Source organism: Trichococcus flocculiformis (genome assembly GCF_900113645.1).
Classification (GTDB): Bacteria; Bacillota; Bacilli; order Lactobacillales; family Aerococcaceae; genus Trichococcus; species Trichococcus flocculiformis.
The window spans coordinates 53,120-74,386 of sequence record NZ_FOQC01000001.1; the positions used below are offsets into that span (position 1 = coordinate 53,120).

General features: G+C 45.3%; 21 protein-coding genes. 20 read left to right on the forward strand and 1 reads right to left on the reverse strand.

What is annotated here, in order from left to right; genetic code table 11:
• Positions 1–281 precede the first annotated feature (281 nt).
• From BMZ71_RS00235 to BMZ71_RS00325, 19 genes are all read left to right on the forward strand, one after another.
• On the forward strand, positions 282–602 hold the full coding sequence (locus BMZ71_RS00235; protein WP_068562173.1) for a hypothetical protein: 321 nt from the start codon (positions 282–284) through the stop codon (positions 600–602).
• Positions 589–2,553, forward strand: coding sequence for a V-type ATP synthase subunit I (locus tag BMZ71_RS00240; RefSeq protein WP_086988404.1), 1,965 nt, complete (start codon positions 589–591; stop codon positions 2,551–2,553). The genes BMZ71_RS00235 and BMZ71_RS00240 overlap by 14 nt, the downstream gene beginning before the upstream one ends.
• Positions 2,554–2,581: 28 nt before the next feature.
• Entirely contained in the window at positions 2,582–3,058 is a 477-nt protein-coding gene (locus BMZ71_RS00245; RefSeq protein WP_370684630.1) for a V-type ATP synthase subunit K, read from the forward strand.
• A gap of 50 nt (positions 3,059–3,108) precedes the next feature.
• Positions 3,109–3,699, forward strand: coding sequence for a V-type ATP synthase subunit E (locus BMZ71_RS00250; RefSeq protein ID WP_086988406.1), 591 nt, complete (start codon positions 3,109–3,111; stop codon positions 3,697–3,699).
• 12 nt (positions 3,700–3,711) lie between these two features.
• Entirely contained in the window at positions 3,712–4,719 is a 1,008-nt protein-coding gene (locus BMZ71_RS00255) for a V-type ATPase subunit (RefSeq protein ID WP_086988407.1), read from the forward strand.
• A complete protein-coding gene (locus BMZ71_RS00260) occupies positions 4,709–5,020 on the forward strand; it encodes a V-type ATP synthase subunit F (RefSeq protein WP_068562168.1) in 312 nt (103 codons plus the stop codon). The genes BMZ71_RS00255 and BMZ71_RS00260 overlap by 11 nt, the downstream gene beginning before the upstream one ends.
• 16 nt (positions 5,021–5,036) lie before the next feature.
• A complete protein-coding gene (locus tag BMZ71_RS00265; RefSeq protein ID WP_068562167.1) occupies positions 5,037–6,821 on the forward strand; it encodes a V-type ATP synthase subunit A in 1,785 nt (594 codons plus the stop codon).
• Positions 6,814–8,190 carry a V-type ATP synthase subunit B gene (locus BMZ71_RS00270; RefSeq protein ID WP_086988408.1) on the forward strand — a complete coding sequence of 459 codons (1,377 nt, stop codon included), beginning with the start codon at positions 6,814–6,816 and terminating at the stop codon, positions 8,188–8,190. The genes BMZ71_RS00265 and BMZ71_RS00270 overlap by 8 nt, the downstream gene beginning before the upstream one ends.
• Positions 8,191–8,196: 6 nt before the next feature.
• Positions 8,197–8,832 carry a V-type ATP synthase subunit D gene (locus BMZ71_RS00275; RefSeq protein ID WP_068562165.1) on the forward strand — a complete coding sequence of 212 codons (636 nt, stop codon included), beginning with the start codon at positions 8,197–8,199 and terminating at the stop codon, positions 8,830–8,832.
• A gap of 591 nt (positions 8,833–9,423) precedes the next feature.
• On the forward strand, positions 9,424–10,035 hold the full coding sequence (gene gmk / locus BMZ71_RS00280; protein ID WP_068562164.1) for a guanylate kinase: 612 nt from the start codon (positions 9,424–9,426) through the stop codon (positions 10,033–10,035).
• Positions 10,036–10,041: 6 nt separating this feature from the next.
• On the forward strand, positions 10,042–10,257 hold the full coding sequence (gene rpoZ / locus BMZ71_RS00285; protein ID WP_068562163.1) for a DNA-directed RNA polymerase subunit omega: 216 nt from the start codon (positions 10,042–10,044) through the stop codon (positions 10,255–10,257).
• Between the two features lie 127 nt (positions 10,258–10,384).
• On the forward strand, positions 10,385–12,805 hold the full coding sequence (gene priA / locus BMZ71_RS00290; protein WP_086988409.1) for a primosomal protein N': 2,421 nt from the start codon (positions 10,385–10,387) through the stop codon (positions 12,803–12,805).
• 11 nt (positions 12,806–12,816) lie between these two features.
• On the forward strand, positions 12,817–13,770 hold the full coding sequence (fmt, locus tag BMZ71_RS00295) for a methionyl-tRNA formyltransferase (protein WP_086988410.1): 954 nt from the start codon (positions 12,817–12,819) through the stop codon (positions 13,768–13,770).
• Positions 13,760–15,124 (forward strand): 16S rRNA (cytosine(967)-C(5))-methyltransferase RsmB, encoded by a 1,365-nt coding sequence (gene rsmB, locus BMZ71_RS00300; protein WP_068562193.1) that lies wholly within the window; start codon positions 13,760–13,762, stop codon positions 15,122–15,124. The genes fmt and rsmB overlap by 11 nt, the downstream gene beginning before the upstream one ends.
• Positions 15,125–15,151: 27 nt before the next feature.
• Positions 15,152–15,919: a Stp1/IreP family PP2C-type Ser/Thr phosphatase gene (locus tag BMZ71_RS00305; protein ID WP_068562160.1), complete on the forward strand. Its 768-nt coding sequence runs from the start codon at positions 15,152–15,154 to the stop codon at positions 15,917–15,919.
• Positions 15,898–17,940 (forward strand): Stk1 family PASTA domain-containing Ser/Thr kinase, encoded by a 2,043-nt coding sequence (gene pknB, locus BMZ71_RS00310; RefSeq protein ID WP_086988411.1) that lies wholly within the window; start codon positions 15,898–15,900, stop codon positions 17,938–17,940. The genes BMZ71_RS00305 and pknB overlap by 22 nt, the downstream gene beginning before the upstream one ends.
• 105 nt (positions 17,941–18,045) lie before the next feature.
• Positions 18,046–18,948 (forward strand): ribosome small subunit-dependent GTPase A, encoded by a 903-nt coding sequence (rsgA, locus tag BMZ71_RS00315; RefSeq protein ID WP_086988412.1) that lies wholly within the window; start codon positions 18,046–18,048, stop codon positions 18,946–18,948.
• 13 nt (positions 18,949–18,961) lie between these two features.
• Positions 18,962–19,621 (forward strand): ribulose-phosphate 3-epimerase, encoded by a 660-nt coding sequence (rpe, locus tag BMZ71_RS00320; RefSeq protein ID WP_068562157.1) that lies wholly within the window; start codon positions 18,962–18,964, stop codon positions 19,619–19,621.
• Complete coding sequence (locus BMZ71_RS00325; RefSeq protein ID WP_177187438.1) at positions 19,611–20,273, forward strand: thiamine diphosphokinase; 663 nt, start codon at positions 19,611–19,613, stop codon at positions 20,271–20,273. The genes rpe and BMZ71_RS00325 overlap by 11 nt, the downstream gene beginning before the upstream one ends.
• Before the next feature lie 103 nt (positions 20,274–20,376).
• On the opposite strand, the gene rpmB is transcribed toward BMZ71_RS00325, so the two are convergent.
• Positions 20,377–20,565 (reverse strand): 50S ribosomal protein L28, encoded by a 189-nt coding sequence (gene rpmB, locus BMZ71_RS00330; RefSeq protein WP_068562155.1) that lies wholly within the window; start codon positions 20,563–20,565, stop codon positions 20,377–20,379.
• Positions 20,566–20,904: 339 nt separating this feature from the next.
• On the opposite strand from rpmB, the gene BMZ71_RS00335 reads away from it, so the two are divergent.
• On the forward strand, positions 20,905–21,267 hold the full coding sequence (locus BMZ71_RS00335; RefSeq protein WP_068562154.1) for an Asp23/Gls24 family envelope stress response protein: 363 nt from the start codon (positions 20,905–20,907) through the stop codon (positions 21,265–21,267).

The following is a 21,267-nucleotide window of genomic DNA, read 5'->3' on the forward strand; positions in this document are numbered from 1 at the left end:
GAATTATCGAAAAAAATAGGCTATATAAAAGACTCTCCAAGAAGGTTCTGGATCGGTGCAGCGTGCTTGGAGAGTGCTGTTCACAAAATGTTCATTTAATATTTTTGAAGAAATTTCAGAAAGTTTCTTCCTATTAATGAAACTGTAATGATTGTTGAAACCACTGGGAATTGCGTATAAATAGATTTGAACGGCCTTTACATTAACTGTATAATGAAAATACTGATCGGAAAGTTTTTTTCCTAAGGAGAATCAAATGAAGGACGGAGGTGGAATGAAAGATGCAAATATTTGATGAAGTAAAAAAGATTGAGCAGGAAGCAGCTGATCTGGAATTGGATTACCAGAATAAGCTACGCAAACTGGAACAGAACACGCAAGATAAAATAGGCGAAATGAAAAGGAATATCGAAAAGGAATTAGCTACTTTTCAATCCGAAGAACTTGCGAAAAAATCAGAACAACTGGCAATTCTTAAGAACGCTTCCGCAGAAAGTGAAAAATCGGAAATCGAGAAGTTGCAAACTCGGTTTAAAGCGAAAGAAGAAGAACTTGTGAATGCCGTAATTGGGGAGGTGATGAGGAAATATGGCAATCGCTAAAATGAAAAAAGTTACTCTCATTTCTTTTCACGAAAAAAAAGAGCAGTTATTGACGGCTATCCAGACATTGCAAAGCTTAGAAGTCATCGATTTGCCTGCTGCAAAAGAAAATTTACAATCCTTATCGCCTAAAGAACGAGAGTCAATTGAGCAAAACATCAAGAAAAACGAAAGTTATCTGGAGAATGTCACGGAAGCCTTATCTTTCCTGAAGTCGTATCTGAAGAAAGAGTCTTTGATCAAACAGTATACAAACCCTCGACAATCCTTGTCTTTGGAAGAACTGGAAAAGGCTGTGGGCGAATTTTCTTCCGACAAACTTCTGGATAAAGTGTTGGGTCTGAAAGCCGAACAAAAGAAACTCGAAGATGCTAAAAAACATCTTTATGAACAAGAGGATTTCCTGCTTTTATGGAAAAAATTATCATTCAATCCGAGAGATACAGCAGTATTTGAACACATCGCAGTCAAAGTGGGCACGATTCCTCAGACGCTCTCCAACGATTACATCACAAACGTGACTTCCAATCCCTTGGTCTATACGGAAGAAATCTTCCAGAACAAAGATTCATTTGGAGCGGCGATTTTCTATGATCCGTCACATGTTATTGATGTAAACGCTTTGTTGGACAGCAATCATTTCCAAGCTTTAACATATGAGTATGATTTGCCGCCTGCAGAGGCATTGGCCGATGTTCAAAGCCGCATACAGGATAACCGTGAAGCAAACAAACAGCTGTTGGCGGATCTTTCCGAAATGAAAGCAGAAGAGTGGCAGTTGATGCTACTGTCCGAATTTTATTATGCAAAACTGCAACGGATCAAGAGCCAACAATTATTGATCAATGAGAAACATCTCTTCGTAATCCAAGGATGGCTTGAGGAAGATAAAGTCAATGAAATCAAGCTGGCGCTGACTGATACTGTCGCAGAGAATGAATACGCACTAACGGTTGATGATGCTGACGATTCGGATGTTTCGGTCATTCCAACCGTTTTGAAGAACAATAAGCTCGTCACTCCTTTTGAGAGTATCACTGCCATGTACAGCTTGCCGAAATATGACGAAATAGACCCGACGCCACTATTGACGCCTTTCTATCTTTTATTCTTCGGAATGATGATTGCGGATGTCGGATACGGTCTGTTGCTCCTTATCGGAACATTGCTGGCATTGAAGTTCCTGAACTTCAATAAAGGTATGCGCACCAATCTTCTGTTCTTTCACATCCTGTCCTATCCAGCTATATTGTGGGGGTTGGTCTACGGCTCCTTCTTTGGTCTTGAACTGCCGTATGTGCTCCTGTCTACGAGCAATGACGCCAATACGATCTTGTTGATTTCGGTAGTGTTTGGTGTAGTCCAGATCATGTTCGGTTTGGGCATCAAAGCCTATCTGTCCTTGCGCGACAAAAATCCGCTGGGTGCGATTTCCGACAGTATCGGATGGTTGGGGATTTTTGTGGGACTCATCTTTATCCTGTTCGGACAGATGCTTATCCCGAGCCAGGTCCTTGTGACCGTCGGAGCAGCCGTCGCCATCACAAGTGCTGTCGCGATCGTGCTTGCTACAGCTATGGCATCGGATAACAAAGCGTTGGGTGCAGGTGCCGGGTTGTACAATTTGTATGGAATCACCGGTTATATTGGCGACATGGTCAGCTATACGCGACTGATGGCCTTAGGGGTATCAGGTGGTAGTATTGCGGTTGCCTTCAATATGATCATCGACTTCTTGCCGGTATGGGCGAGATTCACCATTGGCGCGGTGCTTTTCGTGTTGCTCCACAGCATCAATTTCGGCTTGTCCATGCTGAGTGCTTATGTGCATGGTGCTCGACTTGTGTTCGTTGAATTTTTCGGAAAATTTTATGAGGGCGGCGGAAAAGCATTGGAGCCGTTGAAAACAGAAGAGAAATATATTTACTTAAAAAATAAAAAAGAAGCTTAGTTACTGGAGGAATTATAAAATGGAAAATATGACATGGTTACAATATTTCATCGACAACAATGGTGGTATGATGTTCGCAGCTTTAGGCGTCGCTTTGGCTGTTGGATTGGCTGGTACGGGTTCGGCAAAAGGGGTTGGTATGACCGGTGAAGCGGCGGCTGCTTTGATTAAGGAACAACCGGAGAAATTCGGTAAATCACTGATTTTGCAACTGTTGCCAGGTACGCAAGGGTTGTACGGTTTCGTTATCGGATTCCTGATCTATCTGCAAATGGCTCCTGAAATGTCTGTTGCACAAGGTTTGTATTATCTGATGGCTGGTCTTCCTATCGCAATCACTGGTTTGACTTCAGGTATCGCGCAAGGCCGTGTATCTACAGCGGGTCTGCAAATCTTGGCTAAGAGAGAAGAGCACAACACAAAAGGGATTATCTATGCTGCCATGGTTGAAACGTACGCAATCCTAGGATTCGTTACATCATTCTTATTGGTATTGAACGCTTAATTCTCAAAAGCTCCAGAAGAATGAAAGAAAAAGTAAGGAGATGAGAAAGCGTGAAAGATCTACAATCCTTGTCTGAACAGATTCTGAACAAGACAAAAGCAAAAGGACAAAGCAAGCTGGAGGCTGCTGAAAAAATTTCTGCCGCAAAGATAGAAGAGAGCAGATTGACTCTGGTTGAACAACAAAAGGCGCGCAAAGCTGCCATTTTGAAAAAAGTTGGCAACGATTTTGATCGTGAGCAACAAACGCTGAAGAATAAAGAACGCAATGCTGTTTTGAAAGAGAAACAGGTCATCTTGAAATCGGTCTTCCAACAGGCTTTAGAAAAAATGAACACGTGGGATGAAACCCATTTTGCGCAATTCCTGAACGGTGTGCTTGCTCAGGCTGGCGATTCGAAAGCCTACAGCATTGTTCCGGGCGCAAAATCGATCGCCCACTTTAAAGGGAATGCGTTGCAGCAGCTGTTGGTCAAATATCCAGCTGTCAAGATTTCTGAGGAGTCCATTCCGAATAAAGCCGGATTCATCCTGCAGGAAGGCGGAGTCGATTACAACTATTGCTTCGATGATCTGATCGAAGATGTAAAGAACGACTTTGCAGCAGAGCTGGCGACTTTAGCATTCCAAGACGAAAAGTAAAGGAGGGGCACTATGCAAGAGATTGATTACAAAGGCGTCAATACGATACTTCGCACCTATGAATTAAAATTATTGGCGGAAGCGGATTACGATCGGATGCTGAAAGCCTCTTCTCTAAAAGATGCCTTGGATGTTCTGAAAGGTACCGGTTATGAGTTTGATGAGAAAGAAACACTGATGAATAAAAATTTTGAAGGTTTTCTCATAAAACACCTGGCGGAAGTCTATCAGGACTTGTTCAGCATCACGCCGGTTGCTGAGATTGTGGAATTATTCGCGTTGCGCTATACCTATCACAACCTGAAAGTGTTGCTGAAACAACGTTTTTCGGGTGAAGATCTGGAGCAGCTGTTGATCCCTATCGGCAAATATTCCATAGCCAGTCTGAAGAAATTGGTCGAAACCGGCGACGGCAACGACGAACATCCGATTCTGATAGAAGGGGTTCAAGAAGCGCTCCGCGATTTCGATGAAGGGCATCGTATCGAAGCGGCTACTATCTTTATGGACACTTATTATTTCAGGCATCTGCGTTCCATCAGCGACAAACTTCAACATCCGAGCATCGCGAAAATGGTAGATGGCATGATCGATCTCTATAACCTTTCGACCATTATCCGAAGTCTGAAACAAAATAAGCCCCGCGGTTTTCTCTATACGGTTTTATCCAGTTCAGGTTCAATTTCGAAACGCGATTTGATTGAAGAATCGATCAACGGACCAAGCGCGGTCATGCGCAAGCATTATTTCAGCAAAGAATACGGCGCGCGCTTATCCAATATGATTTCCGATACAACAAATGAAGTAGACACACAGAAGCTGGATAAACTCGTTGATGAACTGACCTATGAATTGATTGCGGAAGGCTTGTACCAACCGTTCGGTCCGATTCCTTTGTTGGGTTATCTGTTTGCCAAAGAGAAGGAAGTCACTAATATCCGCTTGATTTTGGTAGGCAAAGACAATCAGATAGAGGAACAAATATTGAGAGAAAGGATGCGACCTATATATGGCTCATAATATTGCAGTTGTGGGAGACAAAGATTCCATCCTTCCTTTTAAGATTTTGGGTTTCGCTGTATTTGCATGCCATAATGCCCAGACTGCCCGTGAAACGGTAGATCGTCTGGCGATGGAGAATTATGGGATCATTTATCTGACGGAAGAAATGGCAAAAGAAATACCTGAGACAGTGAGCAGGTATGACAGCAGAGTCCAACCAGCCATCATTCTGATTCCGAACCATAAAGGTACGTTGAATATCGGAAAAACCCGCATTCAGGAGAATGTAGAAAAAGCAGTTGGACAGAATATCTTATAATTTGGAGGGGACTTTTTTGAAAAATGGAAATATAATAAAAGTTTCCGGACCTTTAGTTATGGCGGAAGGAATGGAAGAAGCGAATATCCAAGATATTTGCCGCGTCGGCGAATTAGGATTGATCGGTGAAATCATCGAGATGCGCAATGATGTTGCATCTATTCAAGTTTACGAGGAGACTTCCGGTATTGGTCCAGGAGAACCGGTAATCACGACAGGAGAGGCTTTATCTGTTGAATTGGGACCAGGTATCCTGTCGCAGATGTTTGACGGGATTCAGCGTCCTTTGGATACGTTCCGGGAAATCACCCAAAGTAATTATTTGGTGCGTGGAACGGATATTCCATCACTGAAAAGAGAGAACGTCTGGGAATTCAAAGCTACGAAGAAAGTCGGCGATTATGTCGTAGCAGGGGATATTGTCGGTACCGTGCAAGAAACGAAAGTGATCGAGCACCGAATCATGGTTCCGTATGGCGTCTCCGGTAAGCTGACTGCCATTCAGGACGGCAGTTACACGTTGGATGAAACGGCTTATGTCGTTGAAACCGAAAATGGCCCGAAAGAAATGACTATGCTGCAAAGATGGCCGGTACGACGCGGCCGTCCTTTCAAACAAAAAATGAATCCACACACACCAATGGTTACCGGACAACGGGTCATCGACACCTTTTTCCCGATCACTAAGGGTGGAGCAGCAGCTGTTCCAGGGCCTTTCGGAGCAGGAAAAACCGTTGTACAGCACCAAATCGCAAAATACAGTGATGTGGATATCGTCATTTACGTCGGCTGCGGTGAACGCGGTAATGAGATGACGGACGTATTGAATGAATTTCCGGAATTGATCGATCCGAACACAGGTGAGTCATTGATGGAACGAACAATCCTTATCGCCAACACCTCCAATATGCCAGTTGCGGCGCGTGAAGCATCGATTTATACAGGCATTACGATCGCGGAATATTTCCGTGATATGGGTTACAGTGTAGCGATCATGGCTGATTCGACATCCCGTTGGGCGGAGGCCTTGCGTGAAATGTCAGGCCGTCTGGAAGAGATGCCTGGTGACGAAGGGTATCCAGCCTACTTAGGAAGCCGAGTAGCTGAGTATTATGAACGGGCAGGGCGAGTATTGGCTTTAGGATCGGAAGATCGTGAAGGAAGCATTACGGCCATTGGAGCGGTATCGCCTCCTGGTGGTGACACCTCTGAGCCGGTAACGCAAAATACATTGCGCGTCGTCAAAGTATTCTGGGCGCTCGATGCCACTTTAGCACAAAAAAGACATTTCCCATCCATGAACTGGTTGACTTCCTATTCCCTTTACAATACCGAAGTCGGGGAATACCTGAATAATGCCTTACAGACAAAATGGTCTGAAATGGTTCAGCATGCGATGAACCTTCTGCAGGAAGAGTCGGAATTGGAAGAAATCGTCCGCCTGGTCGGTATCGAATCCTTGTCCGAGAAAGACCGTATGACGATGGCAATTGCGGAATCGTTGCGTGAGGATTACCTCCAGCAGAACGCTTTCGATGATGTGGATACGTATACTTCCCGCGAGAAACAATTGGCGATGCTGGATATGATTCTGAGCTTCGAAACAGAAGCACGTGAAGCAATGCGTTTAGGCGCGTACTTCAATGAAATCATTGAAGGTACAGTTGAATTGCGTGATCGGATTGCTAGAAGTAAATACATCAAGGAAGATAATCTTGCCGAAATGGAAAACATCAAGGCGGATATCAAAAAAAGATTGCATGAAATTGTTGCGGAAGGAGGGATGACGCGCCATGCTTAAGGAATATAAAACAGTAACCGAAGTTGTAGGCCCGTTGATGGTTGTTGAGCAGATCGAGGGAGTCAAATTCGACGAGTTGGTTGAAATACAAATGCAAGACGGCGAAATCCGTCATGGTCAAGTTTTGGAAGTCAGCAAAGATAAAGCGATGGTGCAAATCTTTGAAGGCCCAAGCGGTATCAACATTAAAGACACGAAAGTCCGTTTCCGTGGAAAACCTCTTTCCATAGCTGTTTCTGAGGATATGGTAGGTCGGGTCTTCGATGGAATGGGGAATCCGATTGATGGCGGTCCGGAAATCATTCCGGAAATGAGCCTGGACATCAATGGTCAGGCGATCAACCCCGTTGCGCGTGATTATCCGGATGAGTTCATCCAAACGGGAATTTCGGCCATCGACCATCTGAACACACTCGTAAGAGGTCAGAAACTTCCTGTGTTCTCCGGTTCAGGTTTGCCACATAAAGAATTGGCTGCTCAAATCGCTCGTCAAGCGACGGTGTTGAACAGCGATGAAAAATTTGCGGTTGTATTTGCAGCAATGGGGATCACTTTTGAAGAAAAAGAATATTTCATGGAAGATTTCCGCAAGACAGGAGCGATCGATCGTTCCGTCATGTTCATCAATTTGGCGAACGATCCAGCCATCGAACGGATTGCCACACCTAAAATGGCTCTGACAGTCGCGGAATATCTGGCCTACGAAAAAGACATGCACGTTTTGGTCATCATGACTGACATGACCAACTATTGTGAGGCTTTGCGTGAAATTTCGGCAGCACGTCGTGAAGTGCCGGGTCGCCGTGGTTATCCCGGATACCTGTATACGAACCTTTCCACCTTGTACGAGCGTGCAGGCCGTATCATCGGCAAAAAAGGTTCGGTGACTCAAATCCCGATTCTTTCCATGCCGGAGGATGACATTACGCATCCAATCCCGGATTTGACGGGTTACATTACGGAAGGCCAAATCATTCTTTCACGTGAATTGAACAACTCAGGCATCAAGCCGCCGATCAACGTGTTGCCTTCGCTTTCACGTCTGAAAGACAAAGGTACGGGTGAAGGCAAGACAAGAAAAGACCATGCTCCAACCATGAACCAGTTGTTTGCGGCTTACGCAAAAGGAAAACAAGCTAAAGAATTGGCTGTCATCCTTGGAGAGTCCGCCTTGTCCAAGACGGACAAACTGTATGTGCAGTTCACAAAGCGTTTCGAAGAAGAATACATCAGTCAAGGGTTCTATACGAACCGCACAATTGAAGAGACTTTGGCTTTGGGCTGGGAACTGTTGTCCATCCTGCCGGTAACGGAACTTAAGAGAATCAAGAGCGATATGATCGATGAGTTTATGCCGAAGGGAGAGTGATCGTCCATGGCAAGATTGAATGTAAAGCCCACCCGGATGGAACTGTCCAACTTGAAATCGCGTCTGGTGCTATCCACCCGCGGCCATAAACTGCTGAAGGATAAGCAAGATGAATTGATGCGTCAATTCATCAATCTGATTCGCGAAAACAACATTCTGAGGGATGAAGTCGAAAAAGAATTGACCGCCTCGATGCGTTCTTTCGTGGTAGCGAAGTCGCTTCTGAATGAGGCTTTCATTGAAGAACTGTTCGCTGTACCCGCTACGGCGGTTGAGTTGGACATTCAAGAAAACAACATCATGAGCGTCGTCGTTCCCCAAATGAATTTTTCAATGGTTGATCAAGACGATAAATCCACAGATTTACAGTACGGTTACGTCAACTCGAACGGTGAACTGGATGATGCGATCAAAAAGATTGAAGACATCCTTCCGAAATTACTTAAATTAACGGAAATCGAAAAAACATGCCAACTTCTTGCCGATGAGATCGAAAAAACAAGAAGGCGTGTAAATGCATTGGAATACAAAATGATTCCGCAATTGCAGGAGACGATCCGTTACATCCAAATGAAGCTCGAGGAGAACGAACGGTCGAGTATCGTCCGCATGATGAAAGTCAAAGACATGGGCGTTTCTTGATGCTTCCAGAACAAGACAGGGATACCCTTGTCTTGTTCTTTTTTGACATATAGGAATTTATAAAATTTTCCAGAGTGAAAAGTGCATCACTGTAGGTGTTTCACAATTTTGTAAAATGTTTCATGCATCTAAAATGATGTCCAGCTTCACGGGTTAGCCCTTCGGAAAAAAGAATAAGGAACCTCTTGTCTCTGCGAGCCAAGACATACTGTTCGACTAATCTGCTGACGCAGAAAGTCTCTCAGCAATTGCGCTCTACGATGCTCATTTGCATGGGACTCTTAGGGATTCATCCCTTAGAGTCCCAGTACAAGGTGACCGTAGGGAACGTTGCGAGGCCAGATTTCCTAAATTTCTTTCAGGGCTGAACGAACCCGTTCAGCTTTTCTTGTCTTTCCGGCGCTTGTGAGAGGCGAGCGCATTCCATCCAAGGGGTGCAGTTGTTGGAAACGGTAACTAATAAAATGTTGGCGGAAGACTCCGGTAAAGGTTTTAACCTTGATGAAATTGTGTTAAACTATGAAATAATAAACAGAACGCCGCATTAGGCTGTACGATGCTATAATAATATAATTGGATGGTGGGCATTAAATGACAGAAAAAGGATTGTTGATTGTCTTATCCGGACCTTCGGGAGTAGGCAAAGGGACTGTGAGACAAGCAATTTTTTCTCGTGGTGAACGGGAGTTCATCTATTCGATTTCCGCTACGACCCGCAAAGCGCGTGAAGGGGAAGTGGATGGCAAAGATTACTTCTTCAAGGAAAGAGAAGAATTCGAGAGAATGATCGCCGATAATGAACTGTTGGAATATACCGAGTATGTGGGGAATTACTATGGTACGCCAATCGACTATGTAAGAAGAACATTGGACACAGGAAAAGATATTTTTCTGGAGATCGAAGTTCAAGGCGCCATGCAAGTGAAGGAACGGATGCCGGAAGGGATATTCATCTTTTTGACGCCTCCTGATATGACGGAATTGGAGTCACGGATCGTAAATCGTGGTACGGATGAATCGCCGATCATCAAACAAAGAATGGAAAAGGCTATTGAAGAGCTCAGTTTGATGCGGTATTATGATTATGCGGTAGAAAACGACACAGTAGAGAACGCGGTCCAGAAAGTGCTTGGCATCATCCAAAGCGAACACTTGAAAGTCTCACGGATTCTGGATACCATCTGTGCGGATGAAAGGGAGTAAAATAATATGATGTTATATCCTTCGATCGATAAATTGTTGGAGCAAGTGGATTCAAAATATTCAATGGTCATTCTTTCAAGCAAAAGAGCGCATGAATTGCATGGTCGCTCAGAACCTTTATTGGATCATTACCAGTCATACAAGAATGTCGGACGTGCGCTGGAAGAAGTAGTTGCCGGCGAGTTGGAAATCGATCCGAATTCCATCATCCCTGAAAGATAACCGAATAGGAATGAAAAAAGACTACTGTTTTTGAACTTCAAAATCAGTAGTTTTATTTTTTTGATGCCGAAAAAATCCGAGAAGACTTTATCGGTATAATTTAGTAAGATAGTGGTTAGAAAAAGGAATGGGAGGGTTTTACGTGCAAATTGCAAAAGTGATTGTGGATATACCTGCCATGCAGACCAATCGTCCCTTTGATTATGCGATCCCTCCTGCTATGGAACAAAAGTTGGGCAAAGGGATGCGCGTTGAAGTGCCTTTCAACACTCGCGTCATCCAAGGGTTCATAACGGAAATTTCTGATCACACCGATTTTGAAGGGGAACTGAAAGAAATCATCCAACCATTGGATATCGAGCCGGCATTGACCGAAGAGTTGCTGCTGTTGGGCGAGGAAATGGCGGAAACCGTTTATGCCTATCGGATCCATTGTTACCAGACGATGTTGCCGCCTTTGATGAAGGCGAAGTACGAAAAAGAAATTGAGGTTGTCGATGAATTGGACGAGGAGACTTTCTACGGACTTTTTCAAGGGAAAAGCAAAATGAGTTGGGAAGATGCCGTCGACCGCGGCATTTTGCCGCAACTGATCGAATTGAAGCGAGCCGGGAAGATTGAAGTCAATTACATCCTCAAAAACCAGGCGAAGGCAAAAACGGTGCAGGTTTATTATTCCGATCTGGAAATGGGCAGTCTGGAAGATGCATACCACAGCCTGAAAAAATCAGCCAAGCAACAGCAAGCCCTGTTGGCGGCAATCATGTCCATGAACGGAACTCCGCTGACATCGAAAGAATACAAGGAACAATTCGATATCGGGCCAAGCACGATCCGGACAGGAGTGGAAAAGGGGTGGCTTAAATCAGCGGACCGGGAAATTCTCCGGGATCCATTTAAGAATAGACAGTTCAAGCAAACGGGAGCGTTGCCCCTATCCGATGAACAAACGGCAGCTTTCCGGATGATGGCTGCCAGCATCAGAGAAGAACGGCACGAAGTTTTTTTGTTGCAAGGCGTTACGGGAAGCGGTAAGACCGAAGTCTATCTTCAACTGATTGCTGAAGTGATCAACCAAGGCAAGACGGCCCTGATGCTTGTGCCCGAAATTGCTTTGACTCCGCAGATGGTCAACCATTTCAAGAGCCGCTTCGGAAACCGCGTGGCCGTGATGCACAGTGCGTTGTCATCGGGAGAGAAGTACGATGAGTGGCGCAAAATTCACCGCGGTGATGCCGATGTCGTTGTCGGCGCGCGTTCTTCCATTTTCGCCCCGGTTCAGAATCTTGGCATCATCATTATGGACGAGGAACACGAGAGCACCTACAAACAGGACGAAAACCCGAAGTACCATGCCCGGAATGTAGCGATTTGGCGTGGGCAGCATAACCGTTGTCCGGTTGTTCTGGGTAGTGCGACGCCTTCATTAGAGTCGCGGGCCAGGGCACAAAAAAAGGTATACACCTTGGTCGAATTGAGAGGGCGTTTCAACCAACGCGCATTGCCTCAAGTCGAAATTGTCGATATGCGTGATGAGTTCAAAGCGAACAACCGCAGCAGCTTTTCCATGCTGCTGCAGGAAAAGATTACGGATCGGCTACAGAAAAAACAGCAGATTGTGCTGATGCTGAACAAAAGAGGTTATTCCTCTTTCATCATGTGCCGAGATTGCGGCTTTGTCCTTGAGTGCCCGAATTGTGACATCAGTCTGACTTTGCATATGGACAGCAAAACGATGAAATGCCATTACTGCGGCCACGAAGAAGCAATCCCCAACACCTGTCCGAAATGCAAAGGCCACAATTTTCGTTATTACGGAACAGGAACCCAGAAAATCGAGGAAGAACTGCAGACGCTCTTTCCGGAGGCGCGCATTTTGCGCATGGATGTGGACACCACCCGCAAGAAAGGCGGCCATGAGGCTATCCTCTCGGCTTTCGGGAGAGGCGAGGCCGACATCCTGCTAGGTACGCAGATGATTGCGAAAGGATTGGACTTTCCGAACATCACGTTGGTTGGTGTCATCAACGCGGATACTTCATTAGGATTACCTGATTTCCGGTCTTCGGAAAGGACGTTCCAACTGTTGACTCAAGTCAGCGGTCGTGCGGGCCGCGCCGAATTGTCCGGGGAAGTAATCGTACAGTCGTTTAATCCGGATCATTACGCCATTCTGTTTGCCCAACAGCACAACTACGAAGGCTTTTACCGTACTGAGATGTCGCTTCGTCATAAAGCAGGGTATCCACCGTATTTTTATACGGCGCTCATAACTGTCAGCAACCCCGACGAAAAGAAAGCGCAGAAGAAAATTTATGAAATCCATGAGATCCTTCAAAAAAAACTTGAGCCTGACACGATCATGCTTGGGCCATCAAAGAGATCGATCGCGCGAGTGAACAATCGGTATTATTTTCAGATATTAGTGAAATATAAACAGGAAACTAAACTACATCCGGCATTGAAACAGATTTTGGATGAGTCACAAAAAGAAAATGCACGCGGTCTCTATATTTCGATCGATTCAGAGCCGGTCAATTTCTTCTAGGAGGTATACAAATGGAAAAAATCATTTTTATGGGCACCCCGGAATTTTCAGTGCCCATTTTAGAGGCCTTATTGCAGCATGAGTATGATGTGATCGCAGTTGTCACACAACCGGACCGCCCGGTAGGCAGAAAGAAAATATTGACACCGTCTCCGGTGAAGGAAGCCGCGCTGAAGCATGGCCTGCCGGTTTATCAGCCAGAAAAAATTTCTGGCTCGCCAGAAATGGAAGAGCTGATCGCCTTGAATCCTGACCTGATTGTGACGGCGGCTTATGGGCAGTTTCTCCCGGTCAAACTGCTGAACGCTCCGCGTTTCCGCTCCATCAATGTGCATGCTTCTTTATTGCCGAAATATCGCGGCGGCGCACCGGTCCATTACGCCATCATCAACGGGGAAATAGAGACCGGAGTCTCCATCATGTACATGGAGAAGAAAATGGATGCAGGGGCTGTGTTGGCGCAGAGAGCCATCCCCATCACCGAGCAGGATGATGTCGGGACGATGTTTTTGAAGTTGAGCGAACTCGGCAAGAATCTTTTGATCGAAACGTTACCTGATTTTTTCCAAGGCAATCTCGTGCCGCAAGAGCAGGATGAATCCACAGCCACTTTTTCGCCGAACATCAAGCGCGAAGAGGAACGCATCGATTGGTCCAAAACGGCTGCACAAGTGGCCTTCCAAGTCCGTGGCATGCGTCCGTGGCCAGTGGCGCATACGCTTTTGGATGGGCAAAGGATCAAAGTATGGGCTGGACAAGCTGTCGAAAATAGTACGACCCATGACTCGGGAACAGTATTCGCAACAGACAAGGAAGCTCTCTATGTGGCATGTGGGGAAGGCACCGTCTTCAAAATGACGGAACTCCAACCTGCCGGGAAAAAACGCATGTCAGCGGCAGACTACCTGCGGGGCAGCGCCTGCGAAATTCATGAAGGCACAAGGTTTGAAACGGATGGACAATAAACTGAAAAATAAAATCAAACACACAGTCCGTTACCTGGCTGTCGATATATTGGAGAGCGTGGAGAATGAGGGTGCGTATTCCAATCTTCTGCTGAATAAAGTCATTCTATCCGAAAAGTTGTCGCCTAAGGATGCCGGCCTGTTGACCGAGATTGTCTACGGCGTCATCCAGCGGAAAATGACCTTGGATTATGGTCTTTCGTCATACATCAAAGATCCCAAAAAACAGCTTTCTTGGCTCAACAACTTACTGCGTGTCTCCGCCTATCAAATGGTCTATTTGACGAAGATTCCGGATCACGCTGTCCTTTTCGATGCCGTAGAAATAGCGAAAGTTAAGGGCCATGCCGGCATCGCCAGTTATGTGAACGGCGTGCTGCGGAATGTGCAACGCAATGGGCTTCGCGACTGGAAAACAATCAGCAACGCCAAGAAGCGCATCAGCGTAGGGGCCAGCATGCCGAAATGGCTCGTCGCTTATTTCATCGAAAGGATCGGTATCGAGGAAACCGAAAAGATGGCGTTCTCCTTATTGGAGGATCCGTTTGTCTCACTCAGGTTGCAGTCAAATGAAATCTCACGGGAAGAGGCTATAGGACTGCTCAAAGCGGAAGGTTATGATGTGGTCGCGAGTCCTGTTTCTCCTGTGGGCATCCGGATCCACGGTGGGAAAATCGTTGACTCCCCGCTATTCAAAGACGGCATGCTTACGATTCAGGACGAATCTAGCCAATTGGTCGCACCGGTCGGGGAACTGGAAAAGGATTTTCTGGTTTTGGACAGCTGTGCCGCACCGGGTGGAAAAACGACGCACATGGCCAGTTACCTCTCGGCTTCGGAAAACGGCAAAGTCATCGCTTTGGATATGTATGAGCATAAGATAAGCTTGATCAACCAAAATGCCGAGCGTCTGCATGTGTCCGATCGCATCGAAACCCATGTTCTGGATGCGAAAGAAGCAGTTCACGCATTCGCACCAGAATCCTTTGATGTCATTTATGTTGATGCACCTTGTTCGGGGCTGGGATTGATGCGCCGGAAGCCGGAAATCAAATATGTGAAAAATGCACAGGACTTTTTGGATTTGCATCAAGAACAAATTCTGATTCTGAACTCGGTCAGTTCGTTGTTGAAAAAAGGTGGACGTTTAGTATACAGTACATGTACACTGACTACAGAAGAAAATCAAATGTCTGTACGGACATTCCTTGAAAATCATGCTGAATTTGCAATTGTCCCGATACGCTCCGAATATTTGGATAAAAAATCTTTCACTGCTGAAGGATTCGTGCAAATTTATCCGCATGATTATGGAACTGATGGATTTTTCATCAGCTGTATGGTAAAAAGGTAAATGATAAGAAAGAATTGAGGGGAAAGAATGCAGATAGCCTTCAAAAGTGATAGAGGCCTAAATAGAGCAATCAATCAAGACTATGTTAGTTATTTCATGAATGAAGCCGGACAACCGCTCATGATCGTATGTGATGGTATGGGTGGCCATAAGGCTGGTGACGTCGCCAGTGAAATGGGGGTATCCCATCTGGGAGCAGCCTGGAAAGGGTCCCGTTTCACGAACAGCGAAGAATTGTCCCGTTGGTTGATTGCCAACATTCAGCGGGTAAATGATCTTGTTTTTCAAAAATCATTGGATTACAGCGATCTGGACGGGATGGGAACGACTTTGGTAGCCGCAGCCATCGTAGGCAAGGAAATCGTTTTTGCTAATATCGGGGATAGCCGGGCTTATGTCTACAGAAATTATAAACTCCGCCAAATTACAGAAGACCATTCTTTGGTGAATGAGTTCATCAAATCAGGTGAAATAACCCCGGAAGAAGCGCAGCATCATCCAAGAAAGAACATTTTGACGCGATCGTTGGGTGTTTCCAGGAAACTGGATATCGATATCATCGCCATGCCGCTTGTGCAGGGGGACCTGTTATTGCTATGTTCCGATGGACTGACCAACATGATGGATGATGAAGAGATCGCCCAAATGCTGAAGGAATGGCTTCCTCTTGAAGAAAAAGTCCTTTCCTTGGTCGATAAAGCGAATGCTGCTGGCGGCCTGGACAACATCACAGTGCTTTTGGCTGATTTTACGGATAGAGAGGGGGAACCGTTGTGGAGGCAGGAAAGAAATTAGGCGGCCGCTACAAAATTGTCAGGCATATCGGAAGCGGTGGGATGGCAAACGTTTATCTGGGACACGATCTGATTCTGGATCGGCCAGTAGCCATCAAAGTGTTGCGATTTGACTTCCGTAACAACACGGACGCTCTACGTCGTTTCCAGCGTGAAGCTCTCTCGGCCACGCAATTGATTCATCCGAATATTGTAGGTGTATATGACGTAGATGAAGAAGATGAATTGCAGTACATCGTGATGGAATTTATCGATGGCACGGATCTGAAAAAATACATCGACATCCAAGGACGTGTTTTGCCGGAAAAAGCGATCCATATCATGCACCAAGTTTTGTCGGCTGTGGCGTTGGCACATAAAAATCGGATTATTCACAGGGACATCAAGCCACAAAATATTCTGATCGATAATCAGGATCGCATCAAAATTACTGATTTTGGTATTGCGGTCGCGTTGTCGGAAACATCAATCACTCAGACGAATACGCTGTTGGGATCCGTTCATTACTTGTCCCCGGAGCAGGCCAGAGGCAGTATGGCCACTTCCAAATCGGACATATACGCTTTGGGCGTGGTGTTGTATGAATTGCTCAGCGGATCAGTTCCTTTCGATGGAGAGTCGGCTGTCAGTGTCGCTCTGAAGCATTTTCAAGAACCGATGCCATCCATCAGGGAAAGTCATCCGGAAATACCGCAGAGCCTTGAAAATGTTATCCTGAAGGCCACAGCCAAAGAACCGCTCGATCGTTACGCAACTTGTGAAGAAATGATGGCGGACCTTGATACCTGTTTGAGAGAGGAGCGTAGAAATGAAGCACCTTTTATGCCGGTATCGCTGTTGCAGGAAACCAAAGTGCTTACGCCTTTATCAGCTGAAGTAGTGGCTAAAGCGGATATCGAAAAAACGATCATTTCGCCACCACAGAGCGTTAAAACTGAAGCAATCCACGAATTCGAGCCAGGGCGAGAAGCAGCTGGAGGCAAGAAAAAACGAAAGAAGTGGCTATTTTTTCTTTTTACGGTGTTCCTCTTGAGCCTGATCGGCAGTTTTTTCCTTTTCTTTTACAATAACCAGGAAGCAGATGCCGTGACTGTGCCGGATGTGTCAAACATGGACCAAGCTAGTGCGCGCCTTGCTTTGGAAGATGTCGGGTTGGTATTAGGAAATATAACGGAAGAATACAATGAAGAAATAGAAGAAGATGCTGTCATTGAAACATCACCAAAAATCGGTTCATCCGTTGCAGCCGGTGATGAGATCGATCTTATCATCAGTCTGGGCGAGGAATTGTTCACTCTTCTCGATTATGAGGGCCAAGAATATGAACGTGTATTCGAAGACTTGCGTAAAGAAGGCTTTACGATCGAAAGGACTCATGAATTCAGCAGCGAAGTAGCAGAAGGCAATATCATCAGCCAAAACATTGAGCCTGGCACGGAGGTAAAACCCGGTGAAACTACGCTGTCATTTCTGGTGAGCGATGGAAATGAATCCTATACGATGCGCGATTTATCGGGATACACGAGAAAAAGCGTCGAGGATTATGCAGGGCAATACGGGCTTTCGTTGACGATCACGGAAGCTTATTCAGACACGATTGCAGCAGGTCTGGTTGTAAGTCAAAGTCTTGCCGGCGGATCTGCGTTTGTATCCGGTGATGCCTTGAGTGTGGTGATTTCAAAAGGCCCTGAAGAACCACAAGTGGTTTCCTTCAGCCGTACCATCACAATTCCCTACCTTCCGGCAGCCGTATCGGAATCCGCTTCTGAGAGCAACAATGGTCAAGGTAGTGAAAATGCCAACAGCAATGCGAATGTCAGCAGTACTTCCAACGAGCCGAACCATATAGTCATTTATGTGCAGGATGAAGATCATACACTCAGTGACGTATTCCGTGAGTTCGATATTTCAGCAGATGAAGTTGTGACATTAAACTTCCGCATTCTGGAAGGCAGCTCCGCTTCCTACCGGATCGAAAGAGATGGCGAAGTCATCAGCGAAGCTTCTGAATTGACGCAATAGAATTGTATAGGTTACAAAAAATGACAAACATCAAAATGGTTTGTCATTTTTTTGTAGAACAGTGTAGAATAGAGAGAAAGAATCAAACTAGGAGGCGTTGTCGATTTGCAAAAAGGACAAGTCAGGAAAGCAATAAGCGGATTTTATTATGTGTATGTGGATGGTCAAACGTATCAGACGAGAGGGAGAGGAAACTTCCGCGTAAAAAACATGGCTCCGCTTATTGGGGATTTTGTCGATTTCGAAAGTGACAACTTAACGGAGGGCGTTCTGTTGGATATCTACCCCAGGAAAAATGAATTGGTTCGTCCGACGGTGGCGAATGTCGATTGCGGTGTCATTGTGATGTCGGCGATCGAACCCGATTTTTCTTCCTATTTGGTGGATCGTTTCTTGGTTTACCTGGAAGCAAATAATATCATTCCCATCATCTACGTTACAAAAATAGATCTGTTGGACGACAAGGCTAAAGCTGACATGCTTCAGTATAAAACCTATTATGAAGCAATCGGCTATACGATGATTCTATCGGATTATCCGGATGCATCTTCTTCTTTGGATGAACTGGTCCAGACCATGGGTAAAGGGATGGCTGTTTTTATGGGCCAATCAGGCGCCGGGAAATCAACTTTGTTGAACCAACTGATGCCCGAATTGGATTTGTTGACAGGTGAAATCTCGACCGCTTTGGGCAGGGGCCGCCATACGACGCGGCATGTCGAGTTGCATCCGGTTGGGGAAGCGCTGATTGCCGATACCCCTGGTTTCAGTACAATCGACTTGATCGACATTGAAGCGGTCGATCTGCCTTCTTTTTTCCCGGACTTTGAAGCGCTGCGCGATCAATGCCGATTCGCCGGCTGCATGCACATCAACGAGCCGAATTGCCGGGTGAAAGAGGCTGTTGCATCCGGAGAAGTGGCTCCGTACAGATACGAACACTATCTGCAGTTCCATGAGGAAATTGTAGGCCGCAAACCGATGTACATAAAAAAAAATAAGAGATAAGGTGCGTGTGAACATGAAAATTGCTCCATCCATATTAAGTGCTGATTTTGCGAATTTAGAAAGAGATGTCAAGTTAGTCGAACAAGCGGGTGCCGATTACATTCATATTGATGCAATGGACGGTCAATTTGTCGCCAACTTAACTTTGGGTCCAAATATTGTACAGGCAATCCGACCGCATACAAAATTACCGTTGGATTGTCATTTGATGGTGAGTACACCTGAAAAATTGATACCGGCTTTCGCCAGAGCCGGTGCCGATATCATAACGATCCACGTGGAAGCTACTGACCATATCCATGGCGCAATCCAGATGATCAAAAATGAAAATATAGCAGCTGGTGTCGTCATCAATCCGGGAACAAGCGTAGAAGTCATAAAACCCGTTTTGGGCGATGTTGATATGGTGCTCGTCATGACTGTCAACCCGGGCTTCGGTGGCCAAAGCTTCATCGAAAGCACCTTGGGTAAAATTGAAGAGTTAGCTACCTTGCGCGAAAAACATGGCTATCATTACGAAATCGAAGTCGACGGCGGGATTACCCACGAGACGATCGTCAAATGCATCAAAGCAGGGGCTGATGTATTCGTAGCGGGTTCTTACATCTATGACGATGAAAATCCATCCGCTGCCATCAGTAGACTAAAGGATGCCTGCCACAATGCAGTCTGAGAAAGTTGTGATCGTGGTCGGTGGTGACCTGACGGATGTCGCAGCTTTGGTCCGCCGTTATGCGACAAGTCATCGGATGGTGGGCGCAGACCGCGGAGCTTTGAAGCTTGCCGAACTGCTCCCGCATTTTGATGCGGCAATCGGTGATTTTGATTCTGTTACCCCTTCAGAAATGGAAGACATCAAAAAGAAAAGTCTTGTCTGCCGTGTACTCCCGGCACAAAAAGATGAGACGGATACTGAGGCGGCTATTGCTTATGCGATTGAAATGTTCAATCCGGAGGAAATCATTCTTTTGGGAGCTTTCGGAGGGCGTCTGGACCATCTGATGAGTAATTTGTGGTTGGCATTCCATCCACTTGTGAAACAGATGACGGGTAAGGTCAGTTTAATCGACCGCCATAATACGCTGCGATTTTATCTGCCGGGTAATTATGTGCTAAAGAAAGAAGAGGGGAAAAAATACTTGTCGTTCATCGGCATGACTCCGATCAAAGCACTGAAGCTGACTGGAGTTGCCTATCCGTTGAACGGAAAAGATTACGAGTACCCGATAGCTTTGGTCAGTAATGAATTCAAGGACACAGAGATGACGTTTTCTTTTGGATCTGGCCTATTGGCGGTCATCCAAAGCTCTGATAAGCGCGAATAAGGAAAGTGGCCACAACAATTGCGGCCACTTTCCTTAATTTTAGGATGGGAAATAAAAAAAGATGAGCTGGAATCATGACATGGTCCCGGGCTCATCTATATTTTTATACTCTTTCAACTTTACCAGATTTCAAAGCTCGAGCAGAAACCCAAACTTTTTTAGGTTTTCCATCGACTAAGATACGAACTTTTTGTAAGTTTGGTTTGAAAGTACGTTTTGTGTAGTTCATAGCGTGGGAACGGTTATTACCTGAACGGCTTTTACGTCCTGTTACGAAACATTCTTTTGACATTTTCTTTCCTCCTTTGCTGTTACAGAAGCAAAGCTTCTTTCCAATTCATACACTTGATTAATTTATCATAATTTAAAAGTGAATGCAACTGTTTTAAAGGAAAAATACTTGACAGCTGTTTTTTTAATGATGTCATCACCAAATGTCTGTACTATGTTGTCATTGAAAAGGCACTAGTGCTGGATAAGAAAATTGGAAAACAGTGGGAAATCAATAAGAATTGCCGCAAATCGACCGTAAATGAGAAATTTAATCGCAAAAAGTTATTTCTTTTGTATAAAATATGCTATCATAATTTATAATTACGATTGTGTGCATACATTAAGGAGGCTATTATAAATGGCAGTTAAAATCCAAACACAATATGGAATGGTTGACTTATCGAACGACGTGATCGCTACGGTAGTGGGCGGAGCCGCGACAGATAATTATGGAGTTGTCGGCATGGCGAGTAAAAATCAAATCAGAGATAATATCAGTGAAATATTGAAAAAAGAGAACTACTCACGCGGTGTCGTTATTCGTCAAGAAGATAATGGAGTTGCTGTTGATGTTTATATCATTGTACTCTACGGCACTAAAATTTCAGAAATTTGCCGGAATGTGCAAACGCAGGTCAAGTACAACCTTGAAATGATGTTGGGATTTTCCGCAAATACAGTGAATGTGTTCGTCCAAGGCGTAAGAGTTTTAAAGGACTAA

Coding starts and splice junctions, on each gene's coding strand:
- BMZ71_RS00235 (WP_068562173.1), top strand. CDS start 282: ATGCAAATATTTGATGAAGTAAAAAAGATTGAGCAGGAAGCAGCTGAT.
- BMZ71_RS00240 (WP_086988404.1), top strand. CDS start 589: ATGGCAATCGCTAAAATGAAAAAAGTTACTCTCATTTCTTTTCACGAA.
- BMZ71_RS00245 (WP_370684630.1), top strand. CDS start 2,582: ATGACATGGTTACAATATTTCATCGACAACAATGGTGGTATGATGTTC.
- BMZ71_RS00255 (WP_086988407.1), top strand. CDS start 3,712: ATGCAAGAGATTGATTACAAAGGCGTCAATACGATACTTCGCACCTAT.
- BMZ71_RS00260 (WP_068562168.1), top strand. CDS start 4,709: ATGGCTCATAATATTGCAGTTGTGGGAGACAAAGATTCCATCCTTCCT.
- BMZ71_RS00270 (WP_086988408.1), top strand. CDS start 6,814: ATGCTTAAGGAATATAAAACAGTAACCGAAGTTGTAGGCCCGTTGATG.
- BMZ71_RS00275 (WP_068562165.1), top strand. CDS start 8,197: ATGGCAAGATTGAATGTAAAGCCCACCCGGATGGAACTGTCCAACTTG.
- gmk (WP_068562164.1), top strand. CDS start 9,424: ATGACAGAAAAAGGATTGTTGATTGTCTTATCCGGACCTTCGGGAGTA.
- rpoZ (WP_068562163.1), top strand. CDS start 10,042: ATGATGTTATATCCTTCGATCGATAAATTGTTGGAGCAAGTGGATTCA.
- priA (WP_086988409.1), top strand. CDS start 10,385: ATGGGAGGGTTTTACGTGCAAATTGCAAAAGTGATTGTGGATATACCT.
- fmt (WP_086988410.1), top strand. CDS start 12,817: ATGGAAAAAATCATTTTTATGGGCACCCCGGAATTTTCAGTGCCCATT.
- rsmB (WP_068562193.1), top strand. CDS start 13,760: ATGGACAATAAACTGAAAAATAAAATCAAACACACAGTCCGTTACCTG.
- BMZ71_RS00305 (WP_068562160.1), top strand. CDS start 15,152: ATGCAGATAGCCTTCAAAAGTGATAGAGGCCTAAATAGAGCAATCAAT.
- rpe (WP_068562157.1), top strand. CDS start 18,962: ATGAAAATTGCTCCATCCATATTAAGTGCTGATTTTGCGAATTTAGAA.
- BMZ71_RS00325 (WP_177187438.1), top strand. CDS start 19,611: ATGCAGTCTGAGAAAGTTGTGATCGTGGTCGGTGGTGACCTGACGGAT.
- rpmB (WP_068562155.1), bottom strand. CDS start 20,565: ATGTCAAAAGAATGTTTCGTAACAGGACGTAAAAGCCGTTCAGGTAAT.
- BMZ71_RS00335 (WP_068562154.1), top strand. CDS start 20,905: ATGGCAGTTAAAATCCAAACACAATATGGAATGGTTGACTTATCGAAC.